Source organism: Actinopolymorpha sp. B11F2, assembly GCF_040195635.1.
In the GTDB taxonomy this organism is placed as follows: domain Bacteria; phylum Actinomycetota; class Actinomycetes; order Propionibacteriales; family Actinopolymorphaceae; genus Thermasporomyces.
On sequence record NZ_JBEFTX010000001.1, the window covers coordinates 511043 to 525486 of the forward strand.

A 14444-nucleotide genomic window follows, 5' to 3' on the forward strand; every position below is an offset into this window, starting at 1 on the left:
ATGACGACGGCTGCCCCGCGGAGACCCCGCGCGGGAGGGCGACCCGGTGGCTCACCGTGCGTTAGCGTTCCTGGCGTGATTGTCGGGAGGGACGCGGAGCTGTCGCGGATCGATCGGCTGGTGGCTGACGCGAAGGACGGCCGGAGCCGTTCGTTGGTGGTGCGCGGCGAAGCCGGGATCGGCAAGACGGCGCTGCTCGATCACGCAGCCGACGTGGCCAGTGGTATGCGGGTGCTGCGGGTGGTGGGGATCGAGTCGGAGACCGAGGTCGCCTTCGCCGCCCTGCAGGTGCTGTTCGCCGGCGATATGGACGGGATCGACGCGATTCCGCAGACCCAGGCCGACTGCCTCCGCGTGGCATTCGGCACCAGCGGCGAGCCCGTTGACCGGGGGTTGCCCGGGGCGGCGACGCTGTCGTTGTTGTCGGAGCTCGCCGGTGATGGGCCGTTGCTGTGCCTGCTGGACGACGTGCAGTGGTTCGATCAGCCGTCTCGGGACGCGTTGCTGTTCGCGGTCCGACGGCTCCAGGCGGACCCGATCGCGACGATCTTCGCCATCCGCGACGGCGAGCGCCCGTTCCACGCGCCCGGCATCGAGAGCCTGACCCTCGACCGGCTCGAGCAGGCCGACGCCGCGCGCCTGGCGTCGACGGTCCGGCCCGTGCGGAGCGAGATGGTGAAGCGGATCCTGGACGAGTCCGGCGGCAACCCTCTGGCGATCATCGAACTGACCACGAATGTCGACGCTGCGGGCTGGCCGGCTCCCGTTGCTCCGCTTCCGGCAACGGGCCGGTTGCAGACGCACTTCGGCCGGCAGGTGCGTGACCTCGGCCCACGCACGCGGTCGGCGTTGCTGCTGGCCGCGGCCGATCACGGATCAGACCTGGCGACGCTGATGACGGCTGCTGGCCAGCTCGGCCTCGAGGCGGCGGACTTCGAACCCGCTGAACGTCGTCGCCTGGTGCAGGTGGCGGCGGGAGGGGTCGCGTTCAGGCATCCGCTGATCAGGGCGGCGGCGTATCAGGAAGGGTCCTTCGCCGCGCGCCTTGCTGCGCACGGGGCGTTGGCGGCCGTGCTGTCGGACCCGCGGGACGCGGATCGACGGGCGTGGCATCGCGCGTTGGCCGCGAGCGGGGCGGACGAGAGTGTGGCGGCGGAGCTGGAGCGGGTGGCGGACCGTGCCGCGGGCCGGGGTGGGCCGTCGACGGCGGTGCGGGCGTTGGAGCGGGCCGCGCAGCTGTCGAGCGCCCCTGCCGAACGGGGTCGGCGCTTGGTGGCCGCCGCTCGCGCTGCGTATGACGCGGGCCAGGGCGACCGTGCCGTCGAGTTGGCGGAGGACGGGGTCGCTCTCACGGACGAGCCGCGCGAGGTGGCGGAGGCGGCGTGGATCCGCGCCCAGGTCGCCTACGAGCGCACCTCCCCCGCCGACGCCGCGCGCCTTGCCGTCGATGCCGCGACGCCAGTCCTGACGACAGAACCCGACCAGGCGGTCGCGGTGCTGACGGAGGCGATGTGGTGCGCACGCGACGCGGCCGATGCCGAGCTGGTGGGCCTTTGTGCAGAACAGCTGGCCCAGGTCCGTGGCGGTTCCCCGGTGCTCGTCGACGGCCTGGTCGGCATGAGCCGGCTGCTGCGTGGCGACGTGGCGGGCGCCGTGGACCCGATGCGTGCCATGGTCGAGTCGGCCGGCCAGCGCGAGGACACGCCCACGCTGGAGCGGTTGACGGCCGGTTTCATGGCTCTGCTCATCGGAGCTGACGGCCGCGCGGCGGCGATGCTCGGCCGGCACGTGGAGGAGCTGCGGCGTCAGGGCGCGATGGGATGGCTGCCGTACACGCTGGAGTTGCTGGGGACGACCCAGCTGGCCACCGGGCGCCTGCGCGAAGCGGACGCGAGCCTTGTCGAGGCGGTGACGCTCGCCGACGAGTTCGGGCAGCAGCTACAGGTCGTCGTGCTCACGTCGATGTCGGCATGGCTCGCGGCGGTTCGGGGCGACGCCGCCACGGCTGAGCGCCACGCCGCGCGGGTGCTGAGCGACAACCGTCACCATGGGATCGCCGCCGCGCAGGCGGAGTGGGCGCTCGCCATGGTCGATCTCACTGCAGGGAACGCACATTCCGCTCTCGACAGGCTGGACGGCGTCTGCGGCGGGCTGCCCGGCCGAGACGTCATGGTGCGCGCGATCCCCGACCACGTCGAGGCGGCCGTTCGGGCTGGCGACAGCGGGCGGGCGCGGACGTACCTGCCCCAGCTCACCGAGTGGGCGACGCACACCGACCACCCGGTCGCGAGAGGGCTGATGCTCCGATGCCAGGCGCTCCTCGCCGACGCCGCCGACACGGACAGTGCGTTCCGGGAGTCGCTGGACATCGATGAGTGCGGACCGTATGACCGGGCGCGTACGCGATTTGCGTATGGCGGATGGCTGCGGCGGCGCAGGCGTCCGAAAGCTGCGAGGGAGCAACTCGTCGGTGCACACCACGAGTTCGAAGAGATCGGCGCGCACGGGTGGGATCGGCTCGTGCGGGCCGAACTCGTCGCCCTGGGCGATGACGTGCCGGACCACTCGCCCGCGACCGACGCAGGCCAGCTGACGCCGCAGGAGCTGCAGGTCGCCCGTCGGGCCGCGCGCGGCATGAGCAACCGCGAGATCGCGGCGGAGTTGTTCCTGAGCCCACGCACCGTCGGCTACCACCTGTACAAGGCGTACCCCAAGTTGGGTGTCAGACGACGCGGCGAACTCGCCCACCTCGACCTGTGACCGCCCACGTCGTCGACGCAGCTCAGCACCAGTCATGTGACAGATGCCGGCCCTCCCGTGGCGCTCGTAGCGTCCCTGACAACGACGACTTGACTGGGACGAAAGGAAAGATCATGAGCAAGACGATCATGGGTTGCGCGGCGGTGTCGGCCGACGGCTACATCGCTTACGGCGATGGCCAGATCGGGTCCTTGTTCGACTGGATGTCGGGTGGCGATGTCGAATGGAAATGGTCCGAATCCGACGAGCACGCGCTGCGCAGCACCCAGGCGTCCAAGGACTTCATGCAGTCCGTCTACCCCAACATCGGCGCGGTCATCCTCGGGCGGAACACGTTCGATCAGACGAACGGCTGGAATGGCGTACCGGCAGCGGGTGAACACGTCTTCGTCGTTACACATGAGGCGCCGACGGATTGGGAGTATGCGGACACCGCACCGTTCACGTTCGTCACCGACGGAGTCGAATCCGCGATCAAGCAGGCACGCGAGTTCTGCGGCGACCGGATCGTCGACGTCGCCGCTGGTCAGATCGGCGGGCAGGCACTGCGGCTCGGCCTGATCGACCAGATCGTGATGAACGTCGTGCCCGTCGTCTTCGGTGGCGGCAGGCCGTTCTTCGGCGCCATGGAACCCGGCGACAACGTGACGCTCGGCAACCCGTCCCGCGTGGCCCAGGGCAACCGTGTCACGCACCTGCTCTACGACGTCGAACACTGAATCATGGACCCAACGAACCCGCAGGACGCCACACCATCAGGGAGATGACCGTGCGTACCTTGCTCGTCGGACTCCGCGTCACCGACCTGGATCGCTCTCGCGCGTTCTACCAGGCACTCGGTTACAACGTCGTCGGAACCGTTCCCGACACCCCGTTCGGCAGCCTGACCATGCTCCAGCTGCCGGACGACCCGTTCGTCACCGTCGAGCTCGCGCACGATCCCGCCCGGCCGGTCACCGAGACCGGTGGCCTCAACCACCTCGCCATCCACACGGCCGACCTGCACGCCACCATCGCCACCCTGGCCGCCCACGGCATCCAGACCGATCCAGCGCGGCCCACCGCCGGTCCCGATGATCCGCTGGTCACCATGGTGCGCGACCCCGACGGCTACCTGATCGAGCTCGTCCAATGGCCGGAAGGACACGCCGACGGACTCACCGCCGACGACTTCAAGAGCGAGTGACCACCGCTCCGGCCAGCAGGCTTCTAGTCCCGAGCGATACTCGCCTCCTGCTTCGCAGCGGAACGCTTCGTACGCCGACCGTTCCGTGCAAGCGCCGGCTGACCGTGGCGAACCCGCGCCCACATCCAGAGCATCGGTCCGACGACCACGACGACGCCAAGCGTGATCCCCAACGGAACGTCGGGGACACCGAGCATCTTCATGCCGGAGGCGAACAACACCAGAGCGAGCGCCCGGCGGATGATCCCTGACGGTGCGCGGGACGACGCGTGAGCGCCGACGACCACTCCCGGGATAGCGCCCAGGAGCAAGGATCCCGCCACCTCGAGCCGGAAGTCGCCGAACAACAGGTGGCCGACCGCTGCCGCGGCGACGAGGGGCACGGCCTGGACAAGGTCAGTGCCGACCAACTGACCCAGCTTCATGGCTGGATAGAGGAGCAGCAGAGCGATGATCATGAGCGATCCGGATCCGACCGACGTCATCCCGACGACCAGGCCGCCGATGATGCCGACGAGCAGCGTCGGCACCGGCCGGATCACGATGTCGGCCGCGCCGGACGCCGTGCCAGGAGCGGCACCCGAAACCGTGCCAGATGCCTCGCCGGACCGCGCCCGCTCCTTCCGGGAGCGCGAGACGAGGGTGAGATAGGCCTTCGAGATCAGCCCGGCGGCGGCCAGCAACAACGCCACTCCCAGCGCCTTCTTGACGACGCCTTCGATGTCGGCCGACGAACCCAGCGCCCGCAGGATGAGGACACCGGAGAACGCCGCGGGGATGGACCCGGCGCACAGCCACGCCACGAGCTTCAACGAGACAGTTCCACGCCGCAGGTGGACGAAGCCACCGAACGGTTTCATCAGCGCCGAGGCGACCAGGTCGCTGGACACGGCAGCCAGGGGCTGGACCCCGAAAAAGATGACGAGCACGGGAGTCATCAGCGCCCCGCCACCCATACCTGTCAGGCCGACGACGAACCCGATCACGAGTCCGGCGGCGGTCAGACCAAAATCCATGGTCCAGGCACTCCTCGCGGTCGACGTCGGAACCAGCCTGCCCCCGCCAGGTGGACGTTCCCCCGCGACACCACCCGGGGCCTACTGCCCGTAGACCCGGAAGACACCCTCTCATATCGGCCCGGTCGGTATTCAACCTTCGCCCCCACCGACGAACGCCTGGCCGGCCACGGTCCGACCGAACCCTCACGCCCCGTCGGGCCCACCATGGTCGGCTCCATCGAGCGCGGGTACCACGGTCCCCCACAGGAACTCCATGCTCCGGCGTACGTCCGCTTCCGGACCCTCCTCTCGCTCCCCGAGAGGCCCGGACAACGCGGCGTCCTGCTCCAGCACGTACCACCCGGTGAAGCCGGCCCGCTCCAGTCCGGCCACCACTCCGCCGATGTCAAGATCACCTTGCCCGAGGGGCGCGAACAGTCCGGTGCGTACGCCATCGAGGAAACTCACCGATCCCTCGGCGACCGCCTTGGCGGTGCCCAGCCGGACGTCCTTCAGGTGGACGTGCGTGATCCGCTCCGCCGCGCTTGCGACCAACTCCGTCGGGTCCATTCCCCCGATGGCCAGGTGGCCGGTGTCGAGGCAGATGCCCACGTCGCTGTCACGGAGTAGCCGGATGACCGCATCGCGGGACTCGATCGCCGTACCCACGTGGGGATGCAGGCAGGCACGCAGTCCGAGAGCCGCCGCCTCCGCTCGGACTCGGTCAAGGTTGTGTAACAGGTGTGCCCACTCAGCGTCGTCAAGGCTCACCTTGCGGTCATAGCCGGTCGGGCCGCCGTCAGCGGCGAGGACGGCCACCTCGGCGCCTGCCTCGGCGAGCGTACGCATCGCCGCGACGGTCGGAGCGAGATCCACCTCGGCGGCGAGGTGGAGGGTCACCGGAACGAAGCCGCCGACCAACCCGAGCCCGTGGGTCGCGAGCGTCCTGCGCACCGACGCCGCATCGGGCCCGAGGTAGCCGGTGGGGCCCAACTCGGTCGCCGCCAGACCGAGGGCGGCCATCTGCGCCAGCACCTCCGACGGCGGAAGCTCCACACCCCAGCCGGGTGCCTCACAGACACCCCACGAGATCGGCGCACCGGCGACTCGACCCGTCAGCGGACCATGGTCCATTACCTGTCAACTCCTTGTTGCGTGTGCCGGCGAAGCGAGCCGAATCCCTTGCTGGGCCCCTCCTCGCCTACGTTGACGGGAAGTGCAGCGTGGCGTCCACGACCTGTTCGATGTGGGGCCACCGGGCGGTGACGGCCTTTGCCCTGGTGTAGAAGCCCACACCTTCGGACCCGTGGACATGCCGGTCTCCGAACAGCGAGTCCTTCCAGCCGCCGAAGCTGTAGAACGCCATGGGGACAGGGATCGGCACGTTGATGCCAATCATTCCGACGGTCACGCTGCGTTGGAAGGTGCGCGCCGCCTCACCGCTGCCGGTGAAGACAGCGGTGCCGTTGCCGTAAGGGTTGGCGTTGACGAGCCCGATCGCGTCGTCGAGCGTGTCGGCGCGCAGGACGACGAGCAGGGGCCCGAACACCTCGTCCTGGTAGACCTTCATCGCCGGGCTCACCCGATCGAGCAGGCACGGTCCGACGAAGAACCCGTCCTCGTGGCCGGCGACACGCAGGCCGCGGCCGTCGAGGACGACCGTCGCGCCTTCCTCTGTGCCGTTCTCGACGTACGCGGCGACCCGCTCCTGCGCCTGCCTGGTCACCACCGGACCCATCTCGGCGGCGTCGTCGGCGCCTGGCCCGACCTGGATCGCGGCCGCGCGTTCGCGCAGCTTGTCGACCAGCACGTCACCGGCTTCGCCCACGGCAACGACGGCCGAGATCGCCATGCAGCGTTGGCCCGCCGAGCCGTACGCCGCGGCGGTGATGTGGTCGGCGGCGAAGTCGAGGTCGGCGTCCGGCAGCACGACCGCGTGGTTCTTCGCGCCACCGAGGGCTTGGACACGTTTGCTCGCGCGAGAGGCCCGCTCATGGACGTACCTCGCGATCGGGGTCGACCCGACGAACGACACGGCCGCGATCCCCGGATGGTCCAGGACCGCGTCGACGGCTTCCTTGTCGCCGTGGACGACGTTGAAGACGCCGTCGGGCAGGCCGGCACGTTGCCACAGCTCGGCCACCAACGTGGACGCGGACGGGTCACGCTCGGAAGGCTTGAGGACGAAGGTGTTGCCGCACGCGATCGCGATCGGGTGCATCCACATCGGCACCATGACCGGGAAGTTGAACGGCGTGATCCCGGCCACCACGCCGAGTGGCTGGCGGAAGGAGTACGCATCCACACCGGTCGAGACCTGGTCGGAGAACTCGCCCTTGAGCAGGTGCGGAATCCCACAGGCGAACTCCACCACCTCGAGGCCGCGCTGGACCTCGCCCTTGGCGTCGGAGACGACCTTGCCGTGCTCGGCGGTGACGATGCGGGCCAGGTCGTCGACGTGGGCGTTGACGAGTTCGCGGAACGCGAAGAGGATCTTCGCCCGTCGCGTGAGCGGGACGTCCTGCCACGCCGTGAACGCCTTGGTCGCCGTGGCGACCGCGAGGTCGACGTCGGCGGCAGAGCCCAGCACGACGTCGGCCTGCCGCGCGCCGGTGGCGGGGTTCCACACCGGTCCACGGCGCGAGGACCCACCCGGCGTCGACGCGCCACCGATCCAGTGCTCAACGGTTCTCGGCTCGACGACCCTTGCGTCGTTGGTGGTCGACATCTCATACCCCTTGCTTCACAGGTACTCCGCTTACAAGTAGTGGCGCTGGCTCGGCTTGTTGGTGTCGTAGTCCTCACGCGCCTTGCGGGTGGACTCCAGCGCCGACACCTCGGCCACCGGCACGTCCCACCACGCGTCGGAGGACGGCGCGCCGGCGAGCGGGTCGGTCTCGACGTGGACGAGGGTCGTACGACTGGCCGCACGCGCCTTCGTCAACGCCGTCCGCAGCTCCTCGATCGTGCCGGCGCGGAGCACATCCGCACCCAGGCTCGCCGCGTTGGCGGCGAGGTCGACCGGCAGCACGTCGCCGTCGAGCGCGCCCGTCTCCGGGTTGCGGTAGCGGTAGCTCGTGCCGAACCGTTGCGCACCGACGCTCTCCGACAGAGAACCGATCGACGCGAAGCCCTGGTTCTGCACGAGGACGATGATGAGCTTGACGCCTTCTGAGACGGCCGTGACGATCTCCTGGGCGAGCATGAGGTAGGAGCCGTCGCCGACGAGGACGATGACGTCGCGGGTCGGGTCGGCCATCTTGACCCCGAGCCCGGCGGCGATCTCGTAACCCATGCAGGAGAATCCGTACTCCACGTGGTACTGCTTCGAGTCCCGCGTCCGGAACAGCCTGTGCAGCTCGCCGGGCATGCTGCCCGCCGCGTTGATGACGACGCCCCGCTCCCCCGCCGCCTCGTTGACCGCACCGATCACCTCGGTCTGCGCGGGCAACGGGGCGTGTTCGGCGCCGTAAGCAGTGTCAACCACTCCTTGCCAGGCGTCCGAGAGCTCCCGCGTACGTTGGCGATACGTCGCGTCGACCTGCCATCCGGCCAGACGTTCCGACAGCGCCTCGAGGGCGGTACGTGCGTCGGCGACCAGGCCAGTCGCCGCGTGTTTGGCCGCGTCGAACGCCGCCACGTTGACATTGACGAATCGCACGTCCTCGTTGGCGAAGAGGCTCCTCGACGCGGTGGTGAAGTCGCTGTAGCGGGTACCGATCCCGATCACCACGTCGGCCTCGGCAGCGACGGCGTTGGCGGCTGTCGTGCCCGTCGCGCCGATCGCCCCGACACTGCACGGGTGGTCCCAGGACAGGGAGCCCTTGCCCGCCTGGGTTTCCCCCACGGGGATGCCCGTCGCCTCGGCGAAGGCCGTCAGCGCCTGCGTGGCGCCCGAGTAGATCACCCCGCCCCCGGCGACGATCAGCGGTCGCCGCGCCGAGCGGATCAGCGCCACCGCACGGTCGAGCGCCGCCGGCTCCGGTACCGGACGCGCCACATGCCAGATCCGTTTGGCGAGGAACTCCTCCGGCCAGTCGTACGCCTCCGCCTGCACGTCCTGCGGCAACGCCAGCGTCACCGCACCCGTTTCAGCTGGGTCGGTGAGCACCCGCATCGCCGCCAGCGCCGCCGGGACCAGTTGCTCGGCACGGTTGATCCGGTCCCAGTACTTCGAGACCGGGCGCAGGCAGTCGTTGACGGACACGTCGTAGGATCGCGGGTCTTCCAGCTCCTGCAGCACCGGGTTGGCCACCCGGGTCGCGAAGATGTCGCCCGGCAACAGCAGGACGGGGATCCGGTTGATGGTCGCCAGTGCCGCACCGGTGACCAGGTTCGTCGCGCCCGGCCCGATCGACGTCGTACACGCGAACGTCTGCAGCCGGTCCTTCATCCGCGCGTAGCCGACGGACGTGTGGACCATCGCCTGCTCGTTGCGAGACTGGAAGTATGGAAGCTCCGCCGGATCCCGCTGAGCTGACTCGACCAGTGCCTGGCCGAAGCCCGCGACGTTGCCGTGGCCGAAGATGCCGAAGCAGCCGGCGATGAGGCGTTGCTCGACACCGTCGCGTTCGGTCCACTGCTGGGCGAGGAACCTCGCCAGCGCCTGCCCGACCGTGAGCCTGACTGTGCCCATGGACGCTCACCCTCTCGCTGTGGTCATCGGCGATCTGTGGTCATCGGCGATCTGTGGTCAAAGGCAACCTGGGATCGACCGGCTGGTCGTTCCAGGTCGTACGGATCCAGGCGTACTCCGGGTCGTCACAGATCAGCCAGTCGCGTTCCTCGCCCGGCCCGGCCATGACGTTGAGGTAGTACATGTCGTAGCCGGGCATCGCCATCGACGGTCCGTGCCAGCCGTGCGGGATTGTCACGACGTCACCGCTGCGTACCTCGGCGAGTACGTCGATCGGCCGGTCATGCGTACCGTAGACCTGCTGGAATCCCTTGCCCGGTTGGCCGTCCGGGCCGTTCGCGACCTCGAAGTAGTAGATCTCCTCCAGCGGACACTCCTGCCCCGGCCGGTCCTCGTCGTGCTTGTGCGGAGGGTAGGACGACCAGTTGCCGCCAGGCGTCAGGACCTCGACCGCGATGAGCTGGTCGGCCTCGAAGACACCGGCGGCGCAGAAGTTGTGCACCTCGCGGCTGCACTGCCCGGCGCCGCGCAGCTCCACTGGAACGTCCTTCGCCGCACCGTGGCGCGCTGTCAACCGTGTCTTGCATCGCGCCGACGGCAACGCCACCGTGGCACCCCGCGCCGCTTCGATCAGGACCTCGGCATCGCGAGGCAGGTAGGCGAAGTCACTCACGCCTGCGAAGACATCCGGACGCCCGTCCAGCTCGAACGTCTCGCCGTCGCACCGCACCACCACACCCTCGCCGGCCAGCGGGAGGACGACCATCTCCTCTTCGCCGGTCGTAAGCGACTGCGTCCCCCCGGGAGACAGCTCCAGCACCCGCAGACCGCTGTAGGTCCAGCCCGCACGTTCCGGCGTCAACGCCAACGTCCATGGAGCTTCCGCGAGTGATCCTGCGGGTAGGTGGTGGTTCACGCGTCCTCCTTGCCGGGCAACAAGCTCACCGCGGTGTCGACCGCGGCCGCGACGTCACCGTCGGGCGGATAGAGCAACGACCGGCCCACGACGAGCCCGCGGACGGTCGGAAGTGCCAGGGCCTTCTCCCAGCGGGCGTACGACTCGTCCGGATCTCCCTGGACCTCGCCACCGAGCAGCACGATCGGCAGGGTGGTCGCGGCGGCGACGCGTTCCATGCCACCCTGCTCGGCCACGACGGGCAGCTTGAGCCAGGTGTAGGCGCTCGTCGTCCCCAGGCCCGCGGCGATCACCGCCGACTGGACGACCGCGTCCGCCGTCAGGTCATTGACCAGCCGGCCGTCGACCCGTCGCGCCATGAATGGTTCGACGAGTGCCATCAGGCCGCGTCCGGCAAGGGCACTGACGGCCTGTGCGCACCGGTGCAGCGCCGCCGCCGACGCGCCGTCGGCCGAGTCGATCCGGAGCAGCATCTTGCCGGCATCGAGGCGTGCTCGGGCGATCCCCTCCGGGTCGTACGCCGTGAACCGGTCGTCGATCTCGAACGCCGTCCCCGGCAGGCCGGCCCGGTTCATCGAACCGATGACGACCTTGTTCTCCAGCGCACCGAGCAGCAGCAGGTCCTCCACGACGTCAGGGGCTGCCAGCACGCCGTCGACCCCGGGCCGGGCGAGTGCGACCAGCAACCGGGCAAGGAGATCCGGCCGGTCCGCCATCGCCATCGACCGGTCGCCCGCCCGCAACGCCCCGCGCGCCGGATGGTCGGCCGCGATGACCATGAGCCGGCCCGAACGCCCGACCAGCGGCCGGCGGGCACGTGCGGTGTAGGCGGCGGCCACCGCGCCGGGCTCAACCATCCGGCGGGAGACCAGCTCGCTCACCTCGACCCGCGACGTGTCAGCCATCGGCGCCAGCCGGCCCCTCGCTCGCCCCCGGAGTGTCCGCAAGGAGCTGCCAGACCGCGGCCTCGTCCGGCATCGCGTCGGCGCACGCCAACCGGGCCGCGACATAGGCACCTGCGGCGTTGGCGAACCGGATCACCTGCTCGAGGTCCCACCCGGCGAGCAGACCGTGGCACAGTGCTCCGCCGAACGCGTCACCGGCGCCCAGACCGTTGACGACCTCGACCGGGACCGGCGGGACGACCACCTCGTCCGTCCGCGTCCGCGCGAGCACGCCTTTCGGCCCCTGCTTGACGATCGCGAGCTCCACGCCCCTGTCAAGGAGGGCTTGCGCCGCCTTGTCCGGGTCTCGCGTACCGACCGCGATCTCGCACTCGTCGAGGTTGCCGACCGCCACCGTCGCGTGCTCGACCGCACCACCGATCACCGCACGTGCCTCGTCGGTGTGCCAGAACATCGGGCGGTAGTCGAGGTCGAGCACGGTGTGGGCCCGGTGCTTCCGGTCACGCAGTGCCGCGAGCGTCGTCGACCGGCTGGGCTCCTCGGACAGTCCGGTGCCCGTCACCCAGAAGATCCGGGCGGCAGCGATGGCCTCCCGGTCGAGCTCGCCCGGGTGGATCTCCAGGTCGGGCGCCTTCGGATAGCGGTAGAAATACAACGGAAAGTGGTCAGGTGGGAAGATCTCGCAGAACACCACCGGCGTCGGCAGCCCCTCGACCGCCGAGACGTACGCGTCGTCCACGCCGAACCCACGCAGCGCCCGGTGGATGTAGTCGCCGAAGGGATCCGCGCCCGTACGGGTGATCACCGCGCTGCGGCGACCGTGCCGGGCCGCCGCCACCGCGACATTAGTGGCGCTGCCGCCGAGGAACTTCCCGAACGTCGTGACGTCCTGGAGGGCAACGCCGATGTCGTTGGGATAGAGATCCACGCTGACCCGACCCATCGTGATCAGGTCATAGCTCTCGCCCGCGGTCATGGGACCTCCTTCGTCGCCCGCATGACCAGGGTGCCGTGCTGACTCATGACCTCACCTCGTCCGGTCACTGGGGCGGCACCTCCTGGGCGATCTCCTCGACGCGTACCGACCTACCTTCCCTCCTGGAACGCTCGCACGCGTGCGCGACACACAAGGCCGCGAGCGCGTCCTCACCACGACACGGCGACTCGATCCGGCCGGCGGCGACGTCGACGAACGCCCGCAGCTCGGCGACATAGGCCTCGGAGAAGCGCTCGGCGAAGTTCGCGTACGCCGGACCGCCGGGCCACGTCACACCGGGCTCGGCCGACCCCGCCGGCAACCGCTCGTCCAGGCCGGCGATGACGGTCCGCTGCGAGCCGTGCAGCTCCAGGCGTACGTCGTAGCCCGAGCCGTTGTACCGCGACGCCGCCAGCGCGACCAGGGTGCCGTCGTCGAGCGTCATGAGCGCGTTGGCAGTGTCGACATCGCCCGCCTCGGCGAAGAAGTCCGCGCCCCGGTTGGCACCGGTCGCCATCACCTCGACGACCTCGTGTCCGGTCACCCAACGCACTGCGTCGATGTCGTGGACGCTGCAGTCGGCGAAGATCCCTCCGGAGGCAGGGATGTACGACGCGTGCGGCGGCGCGGGGTCGAGTGTGCACGCCCAGACCGCATGCAGCCGACCGAGCTCGCCGGCTGCCAGTGCCTCCCGCGCGGCCGCGTAGCCCGCGTCGAACCGCCGCTGGAACCCCATCTGGAGCGGGATTCCCGCGGCCGCCACCGTGGCCAACGTCTCATGGGTGCCCGCGAGGTCCGACGCCAGAGGCTTCTCGCAGAACGCCGGCACACCGGCCGCGGCGGCCAGGTGGACGAGCTCAGCATGCGCCTGCGTCGCGGCGGCGATCACCACGCCGTCGGGCCGGCTCGCGAAGAGTTCCGCCACGCTGCCGGCGGCGGCGATGCCCAGCTTGTCGGCGGTCTCGTGCGCGCGGGCCACGTCGGCGTCGGCCAGGAACACCGACTCCACGATCTCGAGATCGTGAAGGGTCTGGGCATGCAGGGATCCGATCCGGCCCACGCCGATCAACCCGATTCGCATCCAGCCTCCCGCCTCGGGTGCCTGTCGTCGTCGTGTGCGAGGAATTCTCCTCGCCGACGGACATCCCGGCCGAGTTTTCTCCAGCATTACTGACCTGTCAACGGTTTGTAAGGACATTCTGACGTTAGGCTGTCCGCAGCTGCATGCGGCACACTGGTGCTGGTCCGGACTTTGATCCGGCTGACCATGCCGTACGCCGGACGAGGGAGGAGCCGGGCGTGACCCCACTCGCCGTGACGGTCGACCGGCGCAGCCCGGTGCCGCTCTACTTCCAGGTCGCCCAGCAGATCGAGCAGTCGATCGTCGCCGGCACGCTCGCCCCCGGTGCCCGGCTACCCAACGAGATCGTCCTCGCCGATCAGCTCTCGCTCTCCCGCCCGACCATGCGCCAGGCCATCCGCCACCTCGTCGACAAGGGGCTGCTGGTCCGCAAACGCGGCGTGGGCACGCAGGTGGTGCAGTCGCAGGTACGCCGATCGATCGAGCTGTCCAGCCTCCACGACGACCTCGCCCGGGCCGGTCAGGAACCCTCCACGACCGTGCGGGACCTGCGCGTCGTCGCGGCACCCGAGAAGGTCGCGAGTGCGCTCGGTCTGGCGGCCGGATCTTCCGTGCTGCGGATCCGGCGCCTGCGCTGCGCCCGGGGCGAACCACTCGCGCTGATGACCAACTACCTGCCCGAGGACCTTGTGAAGATCACGGCCGCCACCCTGGAAGAGCGCGGGCTGTACGAAGTCCTGCGTACCGCCGGCGTCCAGCTCCGCGTCGCCCGGCAGACGATCGGCGCCCGTCCCGCCACCGCCACCCAGGCGAAGGACCTCCGCGAGCCCAAGGGTGCGGCCCTGCTCACCATGACCAGGACGGCGTACGACGACGTGGGCCGCGCGGTGGAGTTCGGCTCGCATCTCTACCGCGCCTCGCGCTATTCGTTCGAACTCACCCTCATCGAGCGCTGACGCAAACGCGCGCGGTGAACGGGGAACCCG

Annotated in this window: 12 protein-coding genes; 4 read left to right on the forward strand and 8 right to left on the reverse strand. The window is 69.8% G+C overall.

The window, feature by feature from the left end:
- The first annotated feature begins 75 nt into the window (after positions 1 to 75).
- The 3 genes from ABN034_RS02320 (at position 76) to ABN034_RS02330 (ending at position 3946) form a co-directional block, all read left to right on the forward strand.
- On the forward strand, positions 76 to 2760 hold the full coding sequence (locus ABN034_RS02320; protein ID WP_349689291.1) for an AAA family ATPase: 2685 nt from the start codon (positions 76 to 78) through the stop codon (positions 2758 to 2760).
- A 113-nt stretch (positions 2761 to 2873) separates the two neighbouring features.
- Positions 2874 to 3479 (forward strand): dihydrofolate reductase family protein, encoded by a 606-nt coding sequence (locus tag ABN034_RS02325; protein WP_349689292.1) that lies wholly within the window; start codon positions 2874 to 2876, stop codon positions 3477 to 3479.
- 44 nt (positions 3480 to 3523) lie between these two features.
- Entirely contained in the window at positions 3524 to 3946 is a 423-nt protein-coding gene (locus tag ABN034_RS02330; protein ID WP_349327897.1) for a VOC family protein, read from the forward strand.
- A gap of 23 nt (positions 3947 to 3969) precedes the next feature.
- On the opposite strand, the gene ABN034_RS02335 is transcribed toward ABN034_RS02330, so the two are convergent.
- The 8 genes from ABN034_RS02335 to ABN034_RS02370 all read right to left on the reverse strand — a co-directional run bounded on the left by ABN034_RS02335 (position 3970) and on the right by ABN034_RS02370 (position 13458).
- Positions 3970 to 4962 carry a sulfite exporter TauE/SafE family protein gene (locus ABN034_RS02335; protein WP_349689293.1) on the reverse strand — a complete coding sequence of 331 codons (993 nt, stop codon included), beginning with the start codon at positions 4960 to 4962 and terminating at the stop codon, positions 3970 to 3972.
- A gap of 186 nt (positions 4963 to 5148) precedes the next feature.
- Positions 5149 to 6078, reverse strand: a complete 930-nt coding sequence (locus tag ABN034_RS02340) for a TIM barrel protein (protein ID WP_349689294.1) — start codon at positions 6076 to 6078, stop codon at positions 5149 to 5151.
- A 67-nt stretch (positions 6079 to 6145) separates the two neighbouring features.
- Positions 6146 to 7672, reverse strand: coding sequence for a CoA-acylating methylmalonate-semialdehyde dehydrogenase (locus ABN034_RS02345; protein ID WP_349689295.1), 1527 nt, complete (start codon positions 7670 to 7672; stop codon positions 6146 to 6148).
- Between the two features lie 30 nt (positions 7673 to 7702).
- A complete protein-coding gene (gene iolD, locus ABN034_RS02350) occupies positions 7703 to 9580 on the reverse strand; it encodes a 3D-(3,5/4)-trihydroxycyclohexane-1,2-dione acylhydrolase (decyclizing) (RefSeq protein WP_349689296.1) in 1878 nt (625 codons plus the stop codon).
- A gap of 40 nt (positions 9581 to 9620) precedes the next feature.
- Positions 9621 to 10496 carry a 5-deoxy-glucuronate isomerase gene (gene iolB / locus ABN034_RS02355; RefSeq protein WP_349689297.1) on the reverse strand — a complete coding sequence of 292 codons (876 nt, stop codon included), beginning with the start codon at positions 10494 to 10496 and terminating at the stop codon, positions 9621 to 9623.
- A complete protein-coding gene (locus ABN034_RS02360) occupies positions 10493 to 11401 on the reverse strand; it encodes a Cgl0159 family (beta/alpha)8-fold protein (protein WP_349689298.1) in 909 nt (302 codons plus the stop codon). Before ABN034_RS02360 ends, iolB begins: the two co-directional genes overlap by 4 nt.
- Positions 11394 to 12377 carry a 5-dehydro-2-deoxygluconokinase gene (iolC, locus tag ABN034_RS02365; protein ID WP_349689299.1) on the reverse strand — a complete coding sequence of 328 codons (984 nt, stop codon included), beginning with the start codon at positions 12375 to 12377 and terminating at the stop codon, positions 11394 to 11396. Before iolC ends, ABN034_RS02360 begins: the two co-directional genes overlap by 8 nt.
- Positions 12378 to 12441: 64 nt before the next feature.
- Positions 12442 to 13458, reverse strand: a complete 1017-nt coding sequence (locus ABN034_RS02370; RefSeq protein ID WP_349689300.1) for a Gfo/Idh/MocA family protein — start codon at positions 13456 to 13458, stop codon at positions 12442 to 12444.
- A 218-nt stretch (positions 13459 to 13676) separates the two neighbouring features.
- Here ABN034_RS02370 and ABN034_RS02375 point away from each other — a divergent pair, with 218 nt between their 5' ends.
- The gene (locus tag ABN034_RS02375; protein WP_349689301.1) at positions 13677 to 14414 is read left to right on the forward strand and encodes a GntR family transcriptional regulator; all 738 of its coding nucleotides are present in this window, start codon (positions 13677 to 13679) and stop codon (positions 14412 to 14414) included.
- Positions 14415 to 14444: the final 30 nt, after the last annotated feature.

What these genes read in the sequence shown, in the direction of transcription:
- ABN034_RS02360 (WP_349689298.1), bottom strand. Translation starts at nt 11,401, where the DNA reads ATGGCTGACACGTCGCGGGTCGAGGTGAGCGAGCTGGTCTCCCGCCGG.
- ABN034_RS02330 (WP_349327897.1), top strand. Translation starts at nt 3,524, where the DNA reads ATGACCGTGCGTACCTTGCTCGTCGGACTCCGCGTCACCGACCTGGAT.
- ABN034_RS02325 (WP_349689292.1), top strand. Translation starts at nt 2,874, where the DNA reads ATGAGCAAGACGATCATGGGTTGCGCGGCGGTGTCGGCCGACGGCTAC.
- iolD (WP_349689296.1), bottom strand. Translation starts at nt 9,580, where the DNA reads ATGGGCACAGTCAGGCTCACGGTCGGGCAGGCGCTGGCGAGGTTCCTC.
- ABN034_RS02335 (WP_349689293.1), bottom strand. Translation starts at nt 4,962, where the DNA reads ATGGATTTTGGTCTGACCGCCGCCGGACTCGTGATCGGGTTCGTCGTC.
- iolC (WP_349689299.1), bottom strand. Translation starts at nt 12,377, where the DNA reads ATGACCGCGGGCGAGAGCTATGACCTGATCACGATGGGTCGGGTCAGC.
- ABN034_RS02370 (WP_349689300.1), bottom strand. Translation starts at nt 13,458, where the DNA reads ATGCGAATCGGGTTGATCGGCGTGGGCCGGATCGGATCCCTGCATGCC.
- ABN034_RS02345 (WP_349689295.1), bottom strand. Translation starts at nt 7,672, where the DNA reads ATGTCGACCACCAACGACGCAAGGGTCGTCGAGCCGAGAACCGTTGAG.
- ABN034_RS02340 (WP_349689294.1), bottom strand. Translation starts at nt 6,078, where the DNA reads ATGGACCATGGTCCGCTGACGGGTCGAGTCGCCGGTGCGCCGATCTCG.